The following is a 13,524-nucleotide window of genomic DNA, read 5'->3' as shown; positions in this document are numbered from 1 at the left end:
TCCGATGAGCGACTCCCTTCCCCGCGTCGACCCCGCGCTGGCCGCCGGCAACCGGCGCTCCATGGCCGCGTACGATGCGCGTCATTTCCTCTGGCAGGCCGATGGCCGCGTCGCGACCATCACCTTGGCCCGCCCCGAGCGCAAGAACCCGCTGACCTTCGATTCGTACGCCGAGCTGCGCGAACTGTTCGGTGCGCTGAAGTACGCCGACGACATCGACGCGGTCGTGCTCACCGGCGCCGGCGGCAACTTCTGCTCCGGCGGCGACGTGCACGAGATCATCGGCCCGCTGGTGCGCCTGGAAGCGCCCGAACTCCTGATGTTCACCCGCATGACGGGCGACGTGGTGCGCGCGATGCGCGCCTGCCCGCAGCCGATCGTCGCGGCGATCGACGGCGTCTGCGCCGGCGCCGGCGCGATCCTGGCGATGGCCTCGGACCTGCGCCTGGGCACCGCGCGCTCGAAGACCGCGTTCCTGTTCAACCGCGTCGGCCTCGCCGGCTGCGACATGGGGGCCTGCGCGATGCTGCCGCGCATCATCGGCCAGGGCCGCGCCAGCGAGCTGCTGTACCTGGGCCGCTCGATGACCGGCGACGAAGGGGCCGCGTGGGGCTTCTTCAACCGCCTGAGCGCGCCCGACGCGGTGCTCGCCGACGCGCAGGCGCTCGCCGCCGAGATCGCCGCCGGCCCGGCCTTCGCCAACGGCATCACCAAGACCATGCTGCACCAGGAGTGGAGCATGACGGTCGACCAGGCGATCGAGGCCGAAGCGCAGGCGCAGGCGATCTGCATGCTGACCAACGACTTCAAGCGCGCCTACGAGGCCTTCGTCGCCAAGCGCCGGCCGGTGTTCGAGGGGAACTGAAATGGGTCACCACGATCACCTCCACTGGCCGTTCTTCGAGCCCCGCCACCGCGAACTGGCCGAACAGCTCGATGCCTGGGCGGACGCTCACATTGCACATCAGCACGGCAATGACGTCGACGCCGAATGCCGCGGCCTCGTCAAGGCCCTCGGCGACGCCGGCTGGCTGCGCCATGCGGTCGCCGGCACCGCGCACGGCGGCGCGAACGAGCAGATCGACACCCGTGCGATCTGCCTGATCCGCGAGACGCTGGCGCGCCATGCGGGCCTCGCGGACTTCGCGTTCGCGATGCAGGGCCTGGGCTCCGGCGCGATCAGCCTGGCCGGCACGGCGGCGCAGCGCGCGGCGTGGCTGCCGAAGGTCGCGCGCGGCGACGCGATTTCCGCCTTCGCGCTGTCCGAGCCGGAAGCCGGGTCCGACGTCGCCGCGATGGCCTGCGCCGCGCGCGCCGACGGTGACCACTACGTGCTCGACGGCGAGAAGACCTGGATCTCCAACGGCGGCATCGCCGACCTCTACGTCGTCTTCGCGCGCACCGGCGAAGCGCCGGGCTCGCGCGGCATCTCGGCCTTCATCGTCGAAGCCGGCACGCCCGGATTCGAGATCGCCGAGCGCATCCACCTGATCGCGCCGCATCCGCTGGCGCGCCTGCGTTTCACGGGCTGCCGCATCCCGGCCGCGAACCGCATCGGCGCTGCCGGCGAGGGCTTCAAGGTCGCGATGCGCACGCTCGATGTCTTCCGCACCTCGGTGGCCGCGGCGGCGCTGGGCTTCGCGCGCCGCGCGCTGGCCGAAGGCCTGCAGCGGGCGACGAGCCGCAAGATATTCGGCCAGACGCTCGCCGACTTCCAGCTGACGCAGGCCAAGCTCGCGCAGATGGCGCTGACCATCGACTCGGCGGCGCTCTTGACCTTCCGCGCCGCCTGGGCGCGCGACCAGGGCCGCAACGTCACGCGCGAAGCGGCGATGGCCAAGCTCGCCGCCACCGAAGGCGCGCAGCAGGTCATCGACGCCGCGCTGCAGCTGTGGGGCGGCCTGGGCGTCGTCAGCGGCCAGCCGGTCGAGAGCCTGTACCGCGAGATCCGCGCGCTGCGCATCTACGAAGGCGCGAGCGAAGTGCAGCAGCTGATCATCGCGCGCGAGCTGCTGAAGGAGGTCGGGAAATGAGCGCCCATGTCGACACCTTTGCCCGCGACCGCCTGCCGCCGGCCGCGCAGCAGCCCGAGTACCTGTTTCAGCTGCCCGAGCTGCAGTTCCCCGCGCAGATGAACTGCGCGACCGAGCTGCTGGACAAGCGCATCGCCGCGGGCGAGGGCGCGCGCCTGTGCATCCAGGCCCCGGGCGGGCTGCGCTGGACCTACGCCGATCTGCAGGACAAGGCCAACCGCATCGCGAACGTGCTGGTGCGCGACATGGGCCTGGTGCCGGGCAACCGCGTGCTGCTGCGCGCGCCCAACAATCCGATGATGGCGGCCTGCTGGTTCGCGGTGGTCAAGGCCGGCGGCATCGCGGTGGCGACGATGCCGCTGCTGCGCGCGAAGGAGCTCGGCCAGATCATTCACAAGGCCCAGGTCACGCACGCGCTGTGCGATAACGCGCTGGCCGATGAGCTGGCGACCGCCGCGAGCCAGTGCCCGGTGCTGCGCACGATCCGCCACTTCAACACGGCGCCCGACAGCGACCTTTCGACCAGCCTCGAAGCGGCGATGGCGCGCCAGCCGGCGCAGTTCGACGACGTGCGCACCGCCGCCGACGACACCTGCCTGATCGCGTTCACCTCGGGGACCACCGGCGTGCCCAAGGGCACGATGCATTTCCACCGCGACGTGATCGCCGCCAACCTCTGCTGGCCGAAGCACGTGCTGAAGGCCGATGCCGACGACGTCTTCATCGGCAGCCCGCCGCTGGCCTTCACCTTCGGCCTCGGCGGCCTGCTGCTGTTCCCGATGAGCGTCGGCGCGTCGACCGTGCTGCTGGAGAAAGCCTCGCCGCCGCTGCTGCTGGAGGCCATCGCGCAGTTCCGGGCCACGGTGCTCTTCACCGCGCCGACCAGCTACCGCGCGCTGGCGGTCGAGGCCGGCCAGCGCCGCATCAGCGCGCCGCTGGGCGGCTCGCTGCGCAAGGGCGTCTCGGCCGGCGAGGCGCTGCCGGCGGCGACGCGGGCGCTGTGGAAGCAGCACACCGGCCTTGAGCTGATCGATGGCATCGGCGCCACCGAGATGCTGCACATCTTCATCTCGCACGACGAGTCGCAAGCCCGCCCCGGCGCGACCGGCAAGGCGGTGCCGGGCTACGTCGCCTGCGTGCTCGACGACGACGGCCGGCCGCTGCCGCCGGGGCAGATCGGCCGCCTCGCGGTGAAGGGTCCGACCGGCTGCCGCTACCTCGCGGACGAGCGCCAGGCGCGTTATGTGCAAGGCGGCTGGAACATCACCGGCGACGCCTACCGCATGGATGAGGACGGCTGGTTCCACTACTGCAGCCGCACCGACGACATGATCATCTCGGCCGGCTACAACATCGGCGCGCCCGAGGTCGAGGAAGCGCTGCTGCAGCATCCGGCGGTCGCCGAGTGCGCGGTGGTCGGCGTACCCGACGACGAGCGCGGCCAGATCGTCAAGGCCTTCGTCGTGCTGCGCGCCGGCCACGACCCCGGCCCGGCGCTGGTGCGTGCGCTGCAGGACTTCGTCAAGCAGTCGATCGCGCCCTACAAGTACCCACGCGCGATCGAGTTCTTCCCCGCGCTGCCGCGCACCGAAACCGGCAAACTGCAACGCTTCAAACTGAAGGCCTCCGCATGAAGACACTGCAACCGCCCGCCTGGCCGCGCCCCAAGGGTTACGCGAACGGCGTGCTCGCCACGGGCCAGATGGTCTTCGTCGCCGGCATGATCGGCTGGGATGCCGAGGGCCGCTTCCCGAGCGACCGCCTCGCCGACCAGGCGCGGCTGGCGCTGCAGAACGTCGTCGAGGTGCTGGCCGAGGGCGGCGCGAAGCCCGAGCACATCGTGCGCATGACCTGGTACGTGACCGACAAGCGCGAGTACATCGAGCAGGGCCGCGAGATCGGCGCCGCGTTCCGCGAGCTGATCGGCAGCTACTCGATCGCGATGACCGCGGTCGAGGTCAAGGCGCTGATCGAGGACCGCGCGAAGGTCGAGATCGAGTGCACCGCGGTGATTCCGGCATGAGGGGCGCGGTCGCGGCACTGGCCGCCGCGGCGGTCGCCGCCGGCTGCGCCTCGACGCCGGCCCCGGACCGCGCGGCCGTCAAGGCCCAGCTGATCGCGCAGGCCGATGCCTGGGACAAGGCCATCGTGCGCAAGGACCGCGCGGCGATCGAATCCAACCTGCACCCGGCCTTCTTCCAGATCGGCCGCCGCGGCGATCGCTCGACCCGCGCCGAGTTCATCGACGGCCTGCTCGACCCCAAGCTGACCCTCGACCCGTACACCGTCGACGACCTCGAAGTGCACCTGCACGGCGACACCGCGCTGCTGACCGCGACCACCCGCATGCGCGGGGCTTACGACGGCCAGCGCTTCGAGTCGCACTACCGCTACATCGACGTCTACCTGCGCGAGAACGGCGCGTGGAAGATCGTCTCGGTGCAGATCACCGGGCTGGCGCCGCCGCCACCGGTGGCGACGAAGTAGCTCAGTTGAACAGCCCCGGCGCCGCGTCGGCGCCGCCGTCGTCGCTGTAGAAGCACGACGGGCAGACCGCGCGGTAGCGCTCGTTGCCGCCGATCACCACCTGCTCGCCTTCCTGCACGCGGCGACCGTCGCCGTCGATGCGCACGTTCATCGTCGCCTTGCGCGCGCAGGCGCAGATCGACTTCATCTCCTCGACGTCGTCGGCCAGGGTCAGCAGCGCCGCCGAACCCGGGAAAGCCTCGCCGCGGAAGTCGCTGCGCAGGCCATAGCAGATCACCGGCAGGTCATCGACATGCGCCATGCGGTGCAGCTGCCGCACCTGCTGCGGCGTCAGGAACTGCGCCTCGTCGATCAGCAAACAGGCGAGGCCGGGGCCGAGCGGTTCGCGCGCGAACGCGGTGTCGGGCCCGAAGGTGTGCGCCTGGCGCGCCAGCCCCAGCCGCGACGCGATCACGCCTTGGCCGGCGCGGTGATCGTGCGCCGCGGTGAACAGCAGCACGCGCATGCCGCGTTCTTCGTAGTTGTGCGCCACCTGCAGCAAGGCGGTGGACTTGCCGGCGTTCATCGCCGCGTAGCGGAAGTAGAGCTTGCTCATCGGGGGCGGCGAGTTTACTGGGGTACCCGGTGCAATCCGCGTACGCGAATAGCGTCAACCGGACGGGACCGTGGCCTGGGGTTTTCCCGATCCGGCAATGCATTTGCTGCATGACGCAGTCCGCAATGAGCATTGGCCCATCCGCGTTACCGCACGTACAGTCCGCGCCCCATGACCTTCCCCACCGCGTGCCTGCAGCAGCAACCCCGCCACGCGGCGAGGGGTCGTGCGTGCCCGCCGGCGGCATGAAAAGTGGTACGGTGGGGCATGCGACATACCGATCGTTACCGCTTCGTCAATCCCCCGTTCGCGGCCGCCATCGCGCTGCTGGCCGCCAGCGCCGGCGTGCACGCCGGACCGGTGCTCGACCGCATCAAGTCCAAGGGCACGCTGGTCATCGCGCACCGCGAGTCGTCGGTGCCGTTCTCGTACCTCGATGCCGACAAGAAACCGGTCGGCTACGCGGTCGACCTGTGCCTGAAGCTCGCCGAGGCGGTGAAGAAGAAGCTCAACCTGCCGGCGCTGAAGGTCGAGTACCTGATGGTCACGCCGCAGAACCGCATCCCGGCGATCGTCGAGGGCAAGGCCGACATGGAGTGCGGCTCGACCACCAACAACGCCGACCGGCGCAAGCAGGTGGCCTTCACCGTGCCGCACTACATCACCGGCGCGCGCTACATGGTCCGGGCCGACAGCCCGATCACGGTGCTGGCGCAGTTCGAGGGCAAGAAGCTGGTGTCCACCAAGGGCACGACGCCGCTGAAGGCCATCGAGACCGCCAACCGCGACCAGCTGCTGCGCATCAACATCCTCGAGGCGCCCGACCATGCGAAGGCGGTCGAGATGGTCGAGAAGGGCGAGGCCGACGGCTTCGCGATGGACGACGTGCTGCTGTACGGCCTGATCGCCGGGCGGCCCGACCCGGCCAAGCTCAAGGTGGTCGGCAAGTTCCTGACGATCGAGCCGCTGGCGATCATGTTCAGCAAGGACGACGCGGACTTCAAGAAGCTGGTCGACGAGGAGATGAAGCGGCTGATCAACTCACGCGAAGCCTACAAGAGCTACGAGCGCTGGTTCGCGCAGCCGATCCCGCCGAAGAACACCGCCCTCAACCTGCCGATGAACTACCTGCTCAAGGACTTCTGGAAGTACCCCACCGACCAGGTCCCGAATTAGTGGTTCATCCGGATTCCCGGCCGCAGCTACGTGGAACCACGTAGCCGGCGCTGCCTAGAATTTCGTTTCCTCCCTGTCGAATCCACGACAACACCTCTGTAGGAGCACGCATGAAGAAGTCGATGTTCGTCCTGGCCGCCCTGGCCGCCGCCGGCATGGCCCACGCCCAGGCCAACGACACGCTCAAGAAGATCAAGGACAGCGGCGCGGTGACGATGGGCGTGCGCGAATCCTCCGGCGCGCTGTCCTACACGCTGGGCGACGGCAAGTACGTCGGCTACCACGTCGAGATCTGCCAGCGCGTGCTGGCCGACATCCAGAAGCAGCTGGGCCTGGCCAAGCTGGACATCAAGTACCAGCCGGTCACCTCGCAGAACCGCATCCCGCTGGTGCAGAACGGCACCGTCGACATCGAGTGCGGCTCGACCACCAACAACGCCACGCGCCAGAAGGACGTCGCCTTCGCGGTCACCACCTTCGTCGAGGAAGTGCGCATCGCGGTGAAGGCCAATTCGGGCATCACCGGCATTGGCCAGCTCGCTGGCAAGAAGGTCGCGACGACCACCGGCACCACCTCGGTGCAGACGCTGCGCAAGCATGAGCGCGCCGCCAACGTGAACTTCGAGGAAGTCTTCGGCAAGGACCACGCCGACAGCTTCCTGCTGCTGGAATCGGGCCGCGCCGACGCCTTCGTGATGGACGGCGCCATCCTGGCCGGCAACATCGCCAAGGCCAAGAACCCGGCCGACTTCAAGATCGTCGGCGAGGTGCTGTCGGTCGAGCCGATCGCGATCATGATGCGCAAGGACGACCCCAACTTCAAGAAGGCGGTCGACGACAGCATCAAGGGCATGATGAAGTCGGGCGACATCGCCAAGCTGTGGGACAAGTGGTTCATGCAGCCGATCCCGCCGGCGAACACCAAGGTCGGCATGGTGGTGAACGAGAACACCAAGGCGGCGTGGGCGAACCCCAACGACAAGCCGATGGAAGACTACGCGAAGAAGTAAGAAGTCGGCGGGCTTAAGCGATAGTCCCGAGGCGCCCGGCCCGGGGCTTGCATACCCTGAACGCGAGCGCGGCGGCGAGACGCCCCGCGCTCGTTCGTTTGTCGGGCCGCCCGACACGCCGCCGCGCGCGACATCCGCGCGCCACGGCGACAAACAGAACAAGCACGGCTGGAGGCTCCCTTGAGCGCATGGGAATGGCAGGTGTTCTGCAAGAACACCGCAACGGGCGAGCAGATGGCAGGCTGCCTCGGCTCGGGTGGCGACATCACCTACCTGAGCTGGATGCTGTCGGCCTGGGGCTGGACGATGTCGGTGGCCGCGCTGGCGCTGATCGTCGCGCTGGTGGTCGGCTCGGTAATGGGCATCCTGCGCACGACGCCGAACAAGTGGCTGGTGGCGCTGGGCGCGAGCTGGACCGAGCTGTTCCGCAACATCCCGCTGCTGGTGCAGATCTTCCTCTGGTACCACGTGATCCCGGCGCTGATCCCGCCGCTGAAGGAGGTGCCGAGCTTCTTCCTCGTCGTGCTGGGGCTGGGCTTCTTCACGTCGGCGCGCATTTCCGAGCAGGTCAAGGCCGGCATCCTCGCGCTGCCCAAGGGCCAGCGCTATGCGGGCCTGGCGATGGGTTTCACGTTGCCGCAGACCTACCGCTACGTGCTGCTGCCGATGGCCTTCCGCATCGTCATCCCGCCGCTGACCTCGGAGTCGATGAACATCATCAAGAACTCGTCGGTGGCCTTCGCGGTGTCGATCGCCGAACTGACGATGTTCGCGATGCAGGCGCAGGAGGAAACCTCGCGCGGCATCGAGATCTACCTGGCGGTGACGCTGCTGTATTTCATCTCGGCCTTCTCGGTCAACCGCGTGGCGGCCTTCATCGAACAACGCGTTCGGCTGCCCGGCATGATCGGAGGCAAGTGACATGAATCTGGACTTTGCCTTCCTGAGCTGGGGCGTCGTCTCCAGCTTCGTCCTCAAGGGCCTGATCTTCTCGGTGCAGCTGACGCTGATCGCGATGATCGGCGGCATCGCGCTCGGCACCATCCTGGCGCTGATGCGGCTGTCGGGCAAGCCGTGGCTGGTGTGGCCGGCGACGACCTACGTCAATACGCTGCGCTCGATCCCGCTGGTAATGGTGATCCTGTGGTTCTTCCTGCTGATCCCGCTGCTGATCGGCCGGCCGATGGGCGCCGAGCTGTCGGCGATCATCACCTTCACCGTCTTCGAGGCCGCGTACTACTCCGAGATCATGCGCGCGGGCATCCAGAGCGTGCCGCGCGGGCAGGTCTTCGCCGGCTACGCGGTGGGCATGACCTACGCGCAGTGCATGCAGCTGATCGTGCTGCCGCAGGCCTTCCGCAACATGCTGCCGGTGCTGCTGACGCAGACCATCATCCTGTTCCAGGACACCTCGCTGGTCTACGCGATCGGCGCCTATGACCTGCTGAAGGGCTTCGAGGTCGCCGGCAAGAACTTCAACCGCCCGGTCGAGACCTACCTGACCGCCGCCGTCGTCTACTTCGTGATCTGCTTCGCCCTCTCGTCGCTGGTGCGCAAGCTGCAGAAGAAGATCCAGATCATTCGATAAGCGAGAGACCCGCCATGATCGACATCAAGAACGTCAGCAAGTGGTACGGCAGCTTCCAGGTGCTGACCGACTGCACGACCAGCATCCAGAAGGGCGACGTCGTCGTCGTCTGCGGCCCGTCGGGCTCGGGCAAGTCCACGCTGGTCAAGACCGTCAACGCGCTGGAGCCGTTCCAGAAGGGCGACATCGTCGTCGACGGCATCTCGATCTCCGACCCGAAGACCGACCTGCCTAAGCTGCGCTCGCGCGTGGGCATGGTGTTCCAGAACTTCGAGCTGTTCCCGCACCTGTCGGTGACCGAGAACCTGACGATCGCGCAGGTCAAGGTGCTCAACCGCAGCCTCGACGAAGCCAAGACGCGCGGGCTGAAGATGCTCGACCGCGTCGGCCTGATGGCCCACAAGGACAAGTTCCCGGGCCAGCTCTCCGGCGGCCAGCAGCAGCGCGTGGCGATCGCCCGCGCGCTGTCGATGGACCCGATCGTGATGCTGTTCGACGAGCCGACCTCGGCGCTCGACCCCGAGATGGTCGGCGAGGTGCTGGACGTGATGGTGCAGCTGGCCCATGAAGGCATGACGATGATGTGCGTCACGCACGAGATGGGCTTCGCGAGGAAGGTCAGCCACCGGGTGATCTTCATGGACGCCGGCAAGATCGTCGAGGACTGCCGCAAGGAGGAGTTCTTCGGCAACCCCGACGCCCGTTCGCCGCGCGCCAAGGATTTCCTGTCCAAGATCCTGCAGCACTGATTCAAGGAGCCGGCCATGAGCAACGGTGCCCCGAACACCTTCCAGCGCGTGCTGGTCGGCATCGACTTCTCGGCCGATTCGCTGTCCGCGCTGCAGCTGGCGCACGCGCGCTTCGCCGACCCGACGGCCACGCTGGTGCTGGTGCACGCGGCCGACGCCGCGGAGGACCTGAGCGACTATGCCGACCTGCGCGGCCAGGTCGTCAGCGCGCAGGCCGGCGACGTGCAGCGCCAGCTGCTCACGCTGGCCGCCGCGCACCGCACGGGTTGGCAGGACGTGCAGACCGTGCTCGAGCTCGGCAAGCCGGTCGACGTGATCCTGGCCGCGGCGCACACCTGGCGGGCCGATCTGGTCGTGCTCGGCTCGCACGGCAAGACCAGCCTGACGCGCACGCTCTTCGGCGGCACCACCTACAGCGTGGCACGCAAGGTGAGCTGCTCGGTGCTGGTGCTGCGCGCCGGCCAGGTGGCCTGACGAGAACGCCCCCCGGCCGAGCTTGAGCCGGAACTGGCGGGCCGGTGTGCCGCTTATGCGGGCACCATGGCCCGCCCGGACCGTCGACGATTCCGTACATTGCAGTACGGAGTCGCCCATGCAGTTCTCGGGCCCGGGACGCCTGTCCCTGAAGCTTCTGATCCCGGTGCTGGCCGCCAGCCTGGTGGTCGTCGCCGCGGTGCTCGCCGTCGTCGCGCAGCAGCGCCAGCACACGGTGCAGCAGGCCGGCCTCGCCACCGGGCGGGCGGTCGCCAACCAGATCGTCACGCTGCGCAGCTTCTACACCGCGGAGATCGCGCCGCGCGCGAAGAAGTCCGGCATGGAGCTGGGCTACGACTTCAACGCCAAGGACAATACGCTGCCGCTGCCGGCCACGCTGGTGAAGGCGCTCGGCGAGAGCATCGCAAAGCAGTATCCCGGCACCGACGTGCGCCTGCTGTCGCAGTACCCGTTCCCGCACCGCGCCGCCGACCCGAAGACCACGAAGCTCGATGCCTTCCAGACCGAGGCGCTCGCCGCCTTCGCGCGCGACCCCAAGGCCTCGCTGCACCGCGTCGAGGACGTCGGCGGCCGCCTGTCGGTGCGCTACGCCGTCGCCGACGTGATGAAGGCCGGCTGCGTCGCCTGCCACAACAGCCATCCGCAGTCGCCGAAGAAGGACTGGAAGGAAGGGGACGTGCGCGGCATCGTCGAGGTGGTGGTGCCGGTCGACGAGGTCGACAAGAGCATTGCCGGCGGCTCGCTGGTGCTGGCCGTGCTGGTCTGCGCGGGCTTCGCCGCCGTGGCGATCGTGCTGGCCGTCGTGGTGCGCCGCGTCGTCAGCCGGCCGCTCGGCCAGGCGGTGCAGGTGCTCGAGCAGGTGGCCGAGGGCGACCTGACGGTGAACACGCCGCAGGCCCGCAGCGCCGAGCTGTCGCGCCTGTTCGGTGCGATGCAGGGCATGGTCGGCCGGCTGCGTCGCACCGTCGGCCAGGTGCGCTCCAGCGCCGACAGCATCCAGACCGCCAGCGCCGAAGTCGCCACCGGCAATGCCGACCTGAGCCAGCGCACCGAAGCCACCGCGTCCAACCTGCAGCAGGCGGCCAGCGCGATCGACCAGCTCAGCAGCAACGTGCGCCACTCCGCCGAATCGGCCGCCAGCGCGAACCAGCTGGCCACGTCCGCCGCCGAGGTCGCGGAACGCGGCGGCGCGGTGGTCGCCCAGGTGGTCTCGACGATGGACGAGATCCATGTCGCGTCGAAGAAGATCGCCGACATCATCGGCGTCATCGACGGCATCGCCTTCCAGACCAACATCCTCGCGCTGAACGCCGCGGTGGAAGCGGCGCGCGCCGGCGAGCAGGGCCGCGGCTTCGCGGTCGTCGCCGGCGAGGTGCGCTCGCTCGCCCAGCGCAGCGCCGAGGCCGCGCGCGAGATCAAGCGCCTGATCGGCAACTCGGTCGAACGCGTCGATGCCGGCTCGCGCCTGGTGCAGGACGCCGGCTCGACGATGACCGACATCGTCGCCAGCGTGAAGCGCGTCTGCGACACCATCGGCGAGATCAGCGCCGCGGTCACCGAGCAGTCGACCGGCATCGGCCAGGTCAACGGCACGGTCAACCACCTGGACCAGGCGACGCAGCAGAACGCGGCGCTGGTCGAGCAGTCCGCCGCCGCCGCCGAATCGCTGAAGCAGCAGGCCGACCAGCTGGCCGCCGCGGTCTCGGCTTTCCGGGTGGCTTGAATCGGAACAAAGCCGGCTCCGGTCGGCTTCTCCATCGATTGCCCCGGCCGAGGGCGCGCGAGGATCGGCCCTTGAAACTCGTAGTAACCCGCCCTTGAAGTAGCGAGGTGCCCCATGCTCAGCCGTCTGTCGATCCGCAACCGCCTCTTTGCCGCCTTCGGGCTGCTGCTCGTGCTCCTGGTCGCCGTCGCGGCCGCGGGTGCCTTCGGGGTCTACGGCGCGCGCCAGAGCCTGGACGTCGTGCTCGGCCGCCTGCAGCCGATCCGCACGCAGGCCGAGACCTTGAACGTCGCGCTGCTGCGCGCGCGCGTCGCCGAGCAGACGATGGTCGCGAACAACCTCGACAACGAGACGATCGCCACTCACAAGAAGGCCTGGGACCAGGCGGTTGCCGATGCCGTGGCGTCGGTCGAGTCCTTGCGCAAGCTGGTGCGCGCGCCCGAGGCGCTGGCGATGGTCGAGGACATCGGCAAGCTGACCGCCGCCTACAAGGCCGCCTACGAAACCTTCCACAAGGACCTGGTCGGCGCCCGCTTCCCCGACGCCAAGGAAGCCGCCGTCGCGCTGGCGCCGGTGACCAAGGCGCATGCCGCCGCCGAAGCCAAGCTCACCGACAGCCGCAAGGGCATCGACGTGGCGCTGGCCAAGGTCGAGGCCGAGCTCGCCGACGTGATCGCCAAGGTCGGTGCCGGCCTCGGCGTGCTGGTGCTGGTGGCGCTGAGCCTGGGTGTCGCGGCGGCACTGACCGTCAGCCGCTCGATCGTCAAGCCGCTGGCCGATGCGCAGGCGCTGGCCACCCACATCGCCAACGGCGACCTGACCCGCGACGTCGCAATCGCCGGCAGCGACGAGGCCGCGCAGACGCTGCAGTCGCTCAAGCGCATGACCGAATCGCTGCGCCGCATCGTCGGCGACGTGCGCACCAGTGCCGACAGCATCCAGACCGCCAGCTCCGAGGTCGCCTCCGGCAACCTCGACCTGAGCCAGCGCACCGAGCAGACGGCGTCGAACCTGCAGCAGGCCGCCAGCGCGATCGGGCAGCTGAGCGGCAGCGTGCGCCACTCGGCCGAATCGGCCGCCACCGCCAACCAGCTGGCCAGCTCCGCCGCCGAGGTCGCCGAACGCGGCGGCGCGGTGGTCGCGCAGGTGGTGGCGACGATGGACGAGATCCATGCCGCGTCGAAGAAGATCGCCGACATCATCGGCGTCATCGACGGCATCGCCTTCCAGACCAACATCCTCGCGCTGAACGCCGCGGTGGAAGCGGCGCGCGCCGGCGAGCAGGGCCGCGGCTTCGCGGTCGTCGCCGGCGAGGTGCGCTCGCTCGCCCAGCGCAGCGCCGAGGCCGCGCGCGAGATCAAGAGCCTGATCGGCAACTCGGTCGAACGCGTCGATGCCGGCTCGCGCCTGGTGCAGGACGCCGGCTCGACGATGACCGACATCGTCGCCAGCGTGAAGCGCGTCTGCGACACCATCGGCGAGATCAGCGCCGCGGTCACCGAGCAGTCGACCGGCATCGGCCAGGTCAACGGCACCGTGACGCAGCTCGACGCGATGACGCAGCAGAACGCCGCGCTGGTGGAAGAGTCCGCCGCCGCCGCCGATTCGCTGAAGCAGCAGGCCGTGAAGCTGGCGACCGCCGTCGCCTCGTTCCGGGTCAGCTAACCC

General features: G+C 69.0%; 14 protein-coding genes. 13 read left to right on the top strand and 1 reads right to left on the bottom strand.

Annotation, left to right across the window (positions count from 1 at the left end):
• Window positions 1-4 precede the first annotated feature (4 nt).
• Genes P1K89_RS20635 through P1K89_RS20615 form a run of 5 tightly spaced genes read left to right on the top strand, consistent with a single transcriptional unit; the run spans window position 5 to window position 4,520 of the window.
• Window positions 5-865, top strand: coding sequence for an enoyl-CoA hydratase family protein (locus P1K89_RS20635; protein WP_284618387.1), 861 nt, complete (start codon window positions 5-7; stop codon window positions 863-865).
• 1 nt (window position 866) lies between these two features.
• A complete protein-coding gene (locus tag P1K89_RS20630) occupies window positions 867-2,033 on the top strand; it encodes an acyl-CoA dehydrogenase family protein (protein WP_284618386.1) in 1,167 nt (388 codons plus the stop codon).
• The gene (locus P1K89_RS20625; RefSeq protein WP_284618385.1) at window positions 2,030-3,667 is read left to right on the top strand and encodes an AMP-binding protein; all 1,638 of its coding nucleotides are present in this window, start codon (window positions 2,030-2,032) and stop codon (window positions 3,665-3,667) included. Before P1K89_RS20630 ends, P1K89_RS20625 begins: the two co-directional genes overlap by 4 nt.
• The gene (locus P1K89_RS20620) at window positions 3,664-4,056 is read left to right on the top strand and encodes a RidA family protein (protein ID WP_284618384.1); all 393 of its coding nucleotides are present in this window, start codon (window positions 3,664-3,666) and stop codon (window positions 4,054-4,056) included. The genes P1K89_RS20625 and P1K89_RS20620 overlap by 4 nt, the downstream gene beginning before the upstream one ends.
• Complete coding sequence (locus P1K89_RS20615) at window positions 4,053-4,520, top strand: nuclear transport factor 2 family protein (protein WP_284618383.1); 468 nt, start codon at window positions 4,053-4,055, stop codon at window positions 4,518-4,520. Before P1K89_RS20620 ends, P1K89_RS20615 begins: the two co-directional genes overlap by 4 nt.
• Before the next feature lies 1 nt (window position 4,521).
• On the opposite strand, the gene P1K89_RS20610 is transcribed toward P1K89_RS20615, so the two are convergent.
• Window positions 4,522-5,115, bottom strand: a complete 594-nt coding sequence (locus tag P1K89_RS20610) for a thymidine kinase (protein ID WP_284618382.1) — start codon at window positions 5,113-5,115, stop codon at window positions 4,522-4,524.
• Window positions 5,116-5,382: 267 nt separating this feature from the next.
• Here P1K89_RS20610 and P1K89_RS20605 point away from each other — a divergent pair, with 267 nt between their 5' ends.
• The 8 genes from P1K89_RS20605 to P1K89_RS20570 all read left to right on the top strand — a co-directional run bounded on the left by P1K89_RS20605 (window position 5,383) and on the right by P1K89_RS20570 (window position 13,521).
• A complete protein-coding gene (locus P1K89_RS20605; RefSeq protein WP_284618381.1) occupies window positions 5,383-6,291 on the top strand; it encodes an amino acid ABC transporter substrate-binding protein in 909 nt (302 codons plus the stop codon).
• A 110-nt stretch (window positions 6,292-6,401) separates the two neighbouring features.
• The gene (locus tag P1K89_RS20600) at window positions 6,402-7,301 is read left to right on the top strand and encodes an amino acid ABC transporter substrate-binding protein (protein ID WP_284618380.1); all 900 of its coding nucleotides are present in this window, start codon (window positions 6,402-6,404) and stop codon (window positions 7,299-7,301) included.
• Window positions 7,302-7,535: 234 nt separating this feature from the next.
• A complete protein-coding gene (locus P1K89_RS20595) occupies window positions 7,536-8,222 on the top strand; it encodes an amino acid ABC transporter permease (protein ID WP_284618524.1) in 687 nt (228 codons plus the stop codon).
• Between the two features lies 1 nt (window position 8,223).
• On the top strand, window positions 8,224-8,889 hold the full coding sequence (locus P1K89_RS20590; protein WP_284618379.1) for an amino acid ABC transporter permease: 666 nt from the start codon (window positions 8,224-8,226) through the stop codon (window positions 8,887-8,889).
• A 14-nt stretch (window positions 8,890-8,903) separates the two neighbouring features.
• Window positions 8,904-9,638, top strand: a complete 735-nt coding sequence (locus P1K89_RS20585; protein ID WP_284618378.1) for an amino acid ABC transporter ATP-binding protein — start codon at window positions 8,904-8,906, stop codon at window positions 9,636-9,638.
• A 15-nt stretch (window positions 9,639-9,653) separates the two neighbouring features.
• On the top strand, window positions 9,654-10,112 hold the full coding sequence (locus tag P1K89_RS20580; RefSeq protein ID WP_284618377.1) for a universal stress protein: 459 nt from the start codon (window positions 9,654-9,656) through the stop codon (window positions 10,110-10,112).
• 118 nt (window positions 10,113-10,230) lie between these two features.
• The gene (locus P1K89_RS20575) at window positions 10,231-11,856 is read left to right on the top strand and encodes a methyl-accepting chemotaxis protein (RefSeq protein WP_284618376.1); all 1,626 of its coding nucleotides are present in this window, start codon (window positions 10,231-10,233) and stop codon (window positions 11,854-11,856) included.
• A 114-nt stretch (window positions 11,857-11,970) separates the two neighbouring features.
• Complete coding sequence (locus tag P1K89_RS20570; protein WP_284618375.1) at window positions 11,971-13,521, top strand: methyl-accepting chemotaxis protein; 1,551 nt, start codon at window positions 11,971-11,973, stop codon at window positions 13,519-13,521.
• Window positions 13,522-13,524: the final 3 nt, after the last annotated feature.

Origin of the sequence: Aquabacterium humicola (assembly GCF_030167915.1) — a bacterium.
GTDB lineage: Bacteria > Pseudomonadota > Gammaproteobacteria > Burkholderiales > Burkholderiaceae_C > Pseudaquabacterium > Pseudaquabacterium humicola.
Note: the sequence above shows the minus strand (reverse complement) of the source record. Positions and strands in the feature narration are given on the sequence as shown.

What these genes read in the sequence shown, in the direction of transcription:
- P1K89_RS20585 (WP_284618378.1), top strand. Translation starts at nt 8,904, where the DNA reads ATGATCGACATCAAGAACGTCAGCAAGTGGTACGGCAGCTTCCAGGTG.
- P1K89_RS20635 (WP_284618387.1), top strand. Translation starts at nt 5, where the DNA reads ATGAGCGACTCCCTTCCCCGCGTCGACCCCGCGCTGGCCGCCGGCAAC.
- P1K89_RS20630 (WP_284618386.1), top strand. Translation starts at nt 867, where the DNA reads ATGGGTCACCACGATCACCTCCACTGGCCGTTCTTCGAGCCCCGCCAC.
- P1K89_RS20590 (WP_284618379.1), top strand. Translation starts at nt 8,224, where the DNA reads ATGAATCTGGACTTTGCCTTCCTGAGCTGGGGCGTCGTCTCCAGCTTC.
- P1K89_RS20620 (WP_284618384.1), top strand. Translation starts at nt 3,664, where the DNA reads ATGAAGACACTGCAACCGCCCGCCTGGCCGCGCCCCAAGGGTTACGCG.
- P1K89_RS20575 (WP_284618376.1), top strand. Translation starts at nt 10,231, where the DNA reads ATGCAGTTCTCGGGCCCGGGACGCCTGTCCCTGAAGCTTCTGATCCCG.
- P1K89_RS20610 (WP_284618382.1), bottom strand. Translation starts at nt 5,115, where the DNA reads ATGAGCAAGCTCTACTTCCGCTACGCGGCGATGAACGCCGGCAAGTCC.
- P1K89_RS20600 (WP_284618380.1), top strand. Translation starts at nt 6,402, where the DNA reads ATGAAGAAGTCGATGTTCGTCCTGGCCGCCCTGGCCGCCGCCGGCATG.
- P1K89_RS20595 (WP_284618524.1), top strand. Translation starts at nt 7,536, where the DNA reads ATGGCAGGCTGCCTCGGCTCGGGTGGCGACATCACCTACCTGAGCTGG.
- P1K89_RS20570 (WP_284618375.1), top strand. Translation starts at nt 11,971, where the DNA reads ATGCTCAGCCGTCTGTCGATCCGCAACCGCCTCTTTGCCGCCTTCGGG.
- P1K89_RS20625 (WP_284618385.1), top strand. Translation starts at nt 2,030, where the DNA reads ATGAGCGCCCATGTCGACACCTTTGCCCGCGACCGCCTGCCGCCGGCC.
- P1K89_RS20615 (WP_284618383.1), top strand. Translation starts at nt 4,053, where the DNA reads ATGAGGGGCGCGGTCGCGGCACTGGCCGCCGCGGCGGTCGCCGCCGGC.
- P1K89_RS20605 (WP_284618381.1), top strand. Translation starts at nt 5,383, where the DNA reads ATGCGACATACCGATCGTTACCGCTTCGTCAATCCCCCGTTCGCGGCC.
- P1K89_RS20580 (WP_284618377.1), top strand. Translation starts at nt 9,654, where the DNA reads ATGAGCAACGGTGCCCCGAACACCTTCCAGCGCGTGCTGGTCGGCATC.